Genomic DNA, 7416 nt, shown 5'->3' with positions numbered 1-7416 from the left:
GGGTATAGTATGAGCTTTTGACGAATTTAATAAGAGATGGAAAGTCTATGATTTAACAGAATTAACGCTGCATTTATGTACAGAGTCGAGCTATTTTTGTAACTGATGAAAAGTTACCAATATATCTGTAGGGTGGATTGTAATTTACCGTCTATTTATTGAAGCAATATCACAAATGTGGATTAATACAGTCTCTGTTTATTCATGTCCTCTCGCACTGCCTTTCTGGATAGACCGAACTCTGCAAAGGGTTCGGTCGCTTTAATTAGAATTCTATTAACGGATTATGCTTGATAACTAAAAAAACAAAAACAAGAAAGCCGGGCAGGGTGCTCGGCTTTTTTGATGGTTCTTTTCTATTTGTCACTGTGAAGAGTCAATAGGGTTAATCCGATCAGCCATTCAATAGTGCGTTGACTGTCTTTGCTTAGCTTAAAAGAGGTAACCGCTTCTACCTGACTTTGGAAGTCACAGAGATAAGGTGTGTGATGTTCACAAACTGTCATCAAGAATGCCAAACGCCAAATCGCCATGAACTCGGCGTCTTCTAAGCGAATTTTCCAACTTTGGATAAAAGTGACTTCGTTGTTAGAGAGGTCGAGTTTATCCATCATCATCTTAAGTAGTCTACCTTGCAGGGCACGCGGGATGTCGGCTTTCTTTGCAAAGTGGTGGCTTATCCCCGTCCTCGATATACCTGTTTGTTCACTCAACGTTGTGTAAGACATTTTCTCGTAACCAAGCGTGATCAACTGCTCTGTTGCCACATCGAGAATGGTGTTGATGGTGATCTGGGTATCTTCGTGTGTTCGGCGTGCCATAACTATTGCCAGTATTGTGATTAAAAAATCATACTAACACTTATCGTCTGCCATTCCATATAAACAAACTAATATTGACGTTGTTTGCATGATAAATGCGCGTTACTGCCCATAAATTTAGCCATGGTAACAAACTATTTACATTTGGATGAAGTGTGTAAATTGATGAGAGATATGATAATGCATTGATATAACATGCTTTCCTTATGGTTGCCGTAAACGTTTGCGATGTTTAAATTTACTGTAACATGAATTTTACAATCAATAGCTAAAACTGCGTAAAGTCAGATTTCCATTCGTGTATTCCAATTTTTCTCCTCCTGCGCCAAGTTAGAAATATCGAACGAGAACGCATGTTCAAACACAACAATGACATAAGGAGAAAGTCATGGTGGACACCTACAACCCATTAGGCACGGATGGATTCGAATTTGTGGAATACACAGCGGCGGATAGCGAAGGTATTGAACAACTGAAAGCGCTGTTTGTTTCGTTGGGTTTTGCAGAGATCGCAAAACACCGCTCTAAAGAGGCTTGGCTGTACCGACAAGGTGACATCAGCTTTATCGTTAATGCTCAGCCGCACAGCCAGGCAGAAGGCTTCGCTAAAGTTCATGGCCCTTCAGTTTGTGGCATGGCTTTTCGTGTGAAAGACGCGAACGTAGCACTCAAGCAGGCGCTGGATAACGGCGGTGAAGAGTACAAAACAGAAATCGGTCCGATGGAGCTGAGCATTCCAGCAATTTACGGCATTGGTGAAAGCCTTCTGTACTTCGTGGATCGTTACGGTAAACAGAGCATTTACGATGTCGACTTCCGTTTCTATGACGATGCAGATGAGCGCCTAGCGAAAGCTGATGTTGGTATGTACGAAATCGACCATCTGACTCATAACGTGAAGCAAGGCAACATGGATGTGTGGTCTGGATTCTACGAGCGCATTGGTAACTTCCGCGAGATTCGTTACTTTGACATTGAAGGTAAGTTGACAGGGCTTGTTAGCCGCGCAATGACTGCTCCGTGTGGGAAGATCCGCATTCCAATCAATGAGTCTTCTGACGACAAATCCCAGATTGAAGAGTTCATCCGTGAATACAATGGAGAAGGTATTCAACACATCGCGATGAGCACCGATGACATCTACCAAACCGTTCAAACACTGCGTGATCGCGGCATGGACTTTATGCCGACACCAGATACGTACTACGAGAAAGTCGACGAGCGCGTAAAAGGACACGGGGAAGACGTCAGCAAACTGCGAGATCTGCAAGTCCTTATCGATGGCGCGCCAACCAAAGACGGCATCTTGCTGCAAATCTTCACCCAGACCGTTATTGGTCCGGTGTTCTTCGAAATCATTCAACGTAAAGGCAACGAAGGTTTTGGTGAGGGTAACTTCAAAGCCTTGTTTGAATCAATTGAAGAAGACCAAATCCGCCGAGGAGTACTAAGCGATGCATAAATGGATCACATTCCCTCACCGGGAGGGAGTGTGCTCCAAGCAAGCACATGCTGATTTCCCGGAAGAGGCAATTTACGAACGTGAAGCAGGTCGAAGTGGGTTCTTCGGTCCTGCGGCACACTTTCATCATCAACACGCACCGACAGGTTGGTCGGAGTGGGAAGGCGATTTACGTCCGCGCGCTTTCGATTTCAACCTAGTCGAAACGGCAAGTCAGGTTTCGCCTTGGGCAGTGCCACATCTTCTACACAACGCCAACTGTAAGATCCGTGTATGGCGTATGGATAAGAAGATGGACTTCTTGGTGCGTAACGCCGATGGCGATGAGCTGCTGTTTATCCATCACGGCACGGCGGATCTTTATTGCGACTATGGTCATCTCAAAGTGAGCGAAGGCGATTACGTAATGATCCCACGCTCGACCAGTTGGCGATTAGAACCAAGTGAACCAATGTTTGTTCTGATGATTGAAAACACCGATGCTGCTTATTCTTTGCCAGAAAAAGGCATGGTGGGTAATCATGCTGTATTCGACCCAGCGGTTCTGCAAACGCCGTCAATCAATGACGAATTCCGCGCGCAATACTCAGAAGAGCAAACCCAAGTTCATGTGAAGCGCCATGACAAAGTCACTGTGATTACTTACCCATTCAACCCGCTTGATGCGATTGGTTGGCACGGTGACTTGGCTGTCGTGAAAGTGAACTGGCGTGATATTCGACCTTTGATGTCGCACCGTTATCACTTGCCACCTTCTGCCCACACTACATTTGTTGGTGCTGGATTCGTGGTGTGTACGTTTGTGCCACGTCCAATCGAGAGTGACCCAGGCGCACTGAAGGTGCCGTTCTATCATAACAATGACGATTATGACGAAGTCTTGTTCTACCACGCAGGGGATTTCTTCAGCCGTGACAACATCGAAGCTGGCATGGTGACTTTCCATCCAGCAGGTTTTACCCACGGTCCGCACCCTAAAGCGTTCAAAGCGGGTCAGGAATATAAGAAGAAGTTTACCGATGAAGTGGCAGTGATGATTGATACACGCCATGCGCTCGAGTTTTCTGACGAGCTCGATAAGGTTGAAAACAAAGAATACGTCTATAGCTGGCAAGAGAAGTAAGGGGCAAGGATGAAATTAGCAACCAAGAAAAATGACACTCGCGATGGTCTGTTGATGGTCGTGAGCAAAGACCTGACACAATGTGTTCCGGCAACCGAAATTTTCCACGCGATGCATCTCGCACCAACCATGCAAGTGGCATTAGATAACTGGGATAAAGTCGCTCCACAACTGGAAGAGCTTTATAACGCGCTAAACAATGGTTCGGTTTCAGGAAGTGAAGAGTTTGAATCCCACTATCTAGAGTCACCATTGCCTCGCGCCTATCAATGGGCGGATGGCAGTGCTTACGTCAATCACGTCGAATTAGTGCGTAAAGCACGCGGTGCGGAAATGCCAGAAAGCTTCTGGACCGACCCTTTGATGTATCAAGGTGGTTCTGACGCATTTATTGGTCCTTGCGACAACATCGAATTTGCCAGCGACGAGTGGGGTATTGACTTCGAAGGTGAAGTTGCCGTGATCACCGGTGACGTGCCGATGGGAGCAAGCATTGCAGAAGCACAAGAATCTATTCGTCTTATCATGCTCGTTAACGATGTGTCGTTGCGTGGTTTGATACCAGCGGAGCTGGCGAAAGGTTTTGGCTTCTTCCAATCAAAACCGTCCTCGGCGTTTTCTCCTGTTGCAGTAACGCCAGATGAGCTGGGTGAAGCATGGTATGAGAACAAAGTGCATCTGCCGCTTGTTTCAACCTACAACAATGCCCCATTTGGTTGCCCGAATGCAGGCATAGATATGACGTTTGATTTCGCTGATTTGATTGTTCATGCCAGCAAAACACGTCCACTTTCTGCAGGTGCAATCATTGGCTCGGGCACAGTATCGAACAAGCAGGGCACGGAGCATGGTACCTCTATCGAAGAGGGGGGCGTAGGCTACTCGTGCATTGCAGAAGTGCGCATGATTGAAACCATTCGTGATGGCAAACCGTCGACAAGCTTTATGTCGTTTGGCGACTCAATCAAGCTAGAGATGTTTGACGCAGATGGCAACTCGATCTTTGGTGCGATTGATCAGCAAGTCAGCCAATACCTAAAACACTGAGAGTGAGAGGTAAGGGAAGTATGAGCGATAACATCACCCTCTATGGCTATTGGCGGTCTTCTGCGGCTTATCGAGTTCGCATTTGTTTAAACTTAAAAGCCTTGAGTTACGAGTCTAAATCGGTCCACTTGGTTCGTAATGGCGGCGAGCAGCATAGCGCGGAGTACCATGAGTTAAACGCCTCTGAGCTTGTGCCAGTGCTGGTGGATGGTGATATTCAACTCAACCAATCTCTTGCCATGATTCAGTATCTCGATGAGCAATATCCGCAAGTTCGAGTGGTTCCAGAACCATCGCCACTTCGTTACCAAGCTTTGGCTATGGCTCAGGATATCGCGATGGAGGTCCACCCACTCAATAACTTGCGCGTGTTGCAGTACCTAGAAGGGCAGCTGTCGTGTGATCAAGAGACGAAAGTTGAGTGGATTCATCATTGGGTTAACCAAGGCTTTACAGCATTTGAAGAGAAGCTAAATCAGCATCGACAACAACATGGAAACTGTATCTACAGTGTGACTGACTCTCCCTCTGTTGTTGATATTTGCTTAGTGCCTCAAGTGTACAACGCATTACGTTTTGGGGTGGATATGACTCCTTATCCGGTAATTAGCTCGATTGTAGAAGCATGTAATCAACTGCCAGCGTTTATTGATGCCATGCCAGAAAACCAACCCGACGCGAACAGCTAGTACTTTCTCTATATTTTAACGAATAACAAACGGGCTCTTGACGGAGCCCGTTTTTGTTCTTGTTTGATTAACGTAAATCGTGCTCAAAAGCTTTGCGGCTGTTATTATCACTCCGCAAAATTTACCGGTTTTGTTGCTCTGGTTAGAATTTCCATTTAGGCTTTGAGCAACTAGTTGTTTTGGGCGCACTTTATCTATGACCAACATCTTTATCATTGTTGTTCTTCTTGTTGTTTTCTTCTTTATCATTCAAAAGTACGTGATCAAAAACGATGACACGCGAGACTTCCCATACCGTTCGAAAGGTCCACTATTAAAAGGGCAGGAAGGGGCGTTTTTTAATGCCTTGAGAGCGGCGGTTGGTGATCACGCAGTGGTGTTTGCCAAAGTAAACATGGCGACGCTGATCGCACCAAAAGAAGTCAAAAATAAGAAGCAGTTCTTCATTGCCAGTAACCGAATTTCACGCAGCTACTTTGATTACGTTATCTGCGATCCTAGAACGCTTGAACCTCGTGTAATTATTGAGCTTGATAATGGTCAGCAGTTACATAAAGGCAAAGTCGAGCGCCAAAAACTGTTGATGCACGTGTGTAAATCGGCGAACCTTCCTTTGATTGGTGCATCGGTAAAACACAGTTACCAAGTGGGGCGTTTACGTCGTTTATTGGCAGCACACATTGATCTGATTGAGCCGGACAAAGAAATCCGCTTTTGCAAAAAGTGTGGCAGTCCGATGATCATCAGAACCGCGAGCCAAGGCGAGTTTAAAGGTCGACGCTTCTTTACTTGTAGTCGCCAACCAAACTGTACCTACACAGAAAACTACAATGTAGTGTTTGATACCGAAGACGAATAAGCATTTTGTTCCCTAGATAGTGAAATAGAGAGAGGCTTCAACTGGATTAGTTGAAGCCTTTTTTGTTTTACCGTTGAACAAAGAAGAGCACTTCGCAGCATCCATTCTGGTAGCTCCTATACTTTGATAAAGAAAGAAGAATAGGGAAGCGTTATGCAATATGGATGGATTCTTTCAGCACTACTGCTCACGTTCAGTAGCCATGCACAGCAGTCACTCAAACCACTTGAATGCCAATTAACAGATACACCTCAGGATCACTTCTTGTTTTATCGTGAACAGATGGTTTACCACAGTGAGCAGTTTGCGATTTTTCAAAATTTCAAAGGGCGAGTCAGTACTCAAGTGGATCTCAAAACGGGCAAGTTGATACGTACGACGTTTATTGGTGAACCATTTGAGCCTAAATACCAAATTTTGTTTGGTGATTGTCCAAACGTATCGCAAGTTTTGCAAATTTGGATGCTCAGTGAAGTGCCTTACGACAATTAGGTCAAACAACAAAAGTTAAGTAGATCACACTTTTAACACCGTTCAGGTCGAGCCTTGACGATAAAATCATCTGAAAACGGGTGTTGAGTTTAGATTTTCGCCAAACGATTCAAAGTTAGTGAATTTATGCTTGCACCCCCAATGGGATATAGCTAATATCCTTCTCGTTCTTAAGGAATGGGTCCGTAGCTCAGTTGGTTAGAGTACTACCTTGACATGGTAGGGGTCGGCGATTCGAGTTCGCCCGGACCCACCACTCCTTAAAGCCATACTAAAACCAAAGTATGCCGAACATAAAATTTGGGTCCGTAGCTCAGTTGGTTAGAGTACTACCTTGACATGGTAGGGGTCGGCGATTCGAGTTCGCCCGGACCCACCAAATTTAAAGAAGCGCCCACCTTTTTAGGTGGGCTTTTCTTTACCTGAAATTTGTTAAATCGCGCAAATTTCCCTCTAAGGCGCAGTTCTCCGCTATTCGATGTTCAGATGCGTGATTCATCGAGTGAGATATCCTGACGTACGCAACTTTCACATGCCATTCCGCCTTTTATCCAAACAACAAAACGAGCAATAGAACGATTGAACTTAGGATGAGTAGTATTCGCCAAATTGGCTTGGTTTCAGAAACATCTGAACCGTTGTGATGACACATGCCCATAAGAAATCCCCTTTCTCATTACCTGATAAAGAAAGGCTAGGGCTTCACCCAAGGTAAAGGTCAAGCGGAGGTGAACGGTTTACCTCCACAATCGCTCAAGCTTATTTTGCGGTAATTGGAATATTCAATAATAAATCTGGAAATTATCAATTATTTCAATGTTATAAGGGTAGTAAACCGTTATTTCTCAAGTTTGAATGGATACAGTTTTTTAATGTTGATTCGCAACGTGTGGCATTTTTGAGTAGTTTTGAATGATATACCC

The 7416-nt window shown here is 44.9% G+C and carries 7 protein-coding genes and 2 tRNA genes; 8 read left to right on the top strand and 1 reads right to left on the bottom strand.

Going from position 1 to position 7416, the window contains the following annotated elements:
* Nucleotides 1-356 precede the first annotated feature (356 nt).
* Entirely contained in the window at nt 357-821 is a 465-nt protein-coding gene (locus VHA02S_RS24125) for a TetR family transcriptional regulator (RefSeq protein WP_038897562.1), read from the bottom strand.
* A gap of 388 nt (nt 822-1209) precedes the next feature.
* Between VHA02S_RS24125 and hppD the strand changes: the two genes are divergently transcribed.
* The 8 genes from hppD to VHA02S_RS24080 all read left to right on the top strand — a co-directional run bounded on the left by hppD (nt 1210) and on the right by VHA02S_RS24080 (nt 6872).
* Nucleotides 1210-2283, top strand: coding sequence for a 4-hydroxyphenylpyruvate dioxygenase (gene hppD / locus VHA02S_RS24120; RefSeq protein WP_038897560.1), 1074 nt, complete (start codon nt 1210-1212; stop codon nt 2281-2283).
* Complete coding sequence (locus VHA02S_RS24115) at nt 2276-3406, top strand: homogentisate 1,2-dioxygenase (RefSeq protein ID WP_038897559.1); 1131 nt, start codon at nt 2276-2278, stop codon at nt 3404-3406. The genes hppD and VHA02S_RS24115 overlap by 8 nt, the downstream gene beginning before the upstream one ends.
* Before the next feature lie 9 nt (nt 3407-3415).
* Entirely contained in the window at nt 3416-4453 is a 1038-nt protein-coding gene (locus VHA02S_RS24110; RefSeq protein ID WP_038897558.1) for a fumarylacetoacetate hydrolase family protein, read from the top strand.
* A gap of 20 nt (nt 4454-4473) precedes the next feature.
* Nucleotides 4474-5142: a maleylacetoacetate isomerase gene (gene maiA / locus VHA02S_RS24105; RefSeq protein ID WP_038897557.1), complete on the top strand. Its 669-nt coding sequence runs from the start codon at nt 4474-4476 to the stop codon at nt 5140-5142.
* Nucleotides 5143-5338: 196 nt separating this feature from the next.
* The gene (locus VHA02S_RS24095) at nt 5339-6001 is read left to right on the top strand and encodes a DUF2726 domain-containing protein (RefSeq protein ID WP_009701558.1); all 663 of its coding nucleotides are present in this window, start codon (nt 5339-5341) and stop codon (nt 5999-6001) included.
* Nucleotides 6002-6154: 153 nt separating this feature from the next.
* Nucleotides 6155-6493 (top strand): hypothetical protein, encoded by a 339-nt coding sequence (locus tag VHA02S_RS24090; protein ID WP_005445465.1) that lies wholly within the window; start codon nt 6155-6157, stop codon nt 6491-6493.
* A gap of 179 nt (nt 6494-6672) precedes the next feature.
* Nucleotides 6673-6749 (top strand) — tRNA-Val (locus VHA02S_RS24085).
* A gap of 46 nt (nt 6750-6795) precedes the next feature.
* Nucleotides 6796-6872: transfer RNA gene (locus VHA02S_RS24080), tRNA-Val, on the top strand.
* Nucleotides 6873-7416: the final 544 nt, after the last annotated feature.

It is taken from the genome of Vibrio harveyi NBRC 15634 = ATCC 14126 = KCTC 12724, assembly GCF_001591145.1.
GTDB classification, from domain to species: domain Bacteria; phylum Pseudomonadota; class Gammaproteobacteria; order Enterobacterales; family Vibrionaceae; genus Vibrio; species Vibrio harveyi.
The sequence above is the reverse complement of the archived record's forward strand: the minus strand, read 5'-3'. Positions and strand labels throughout refer to the sequence as shown.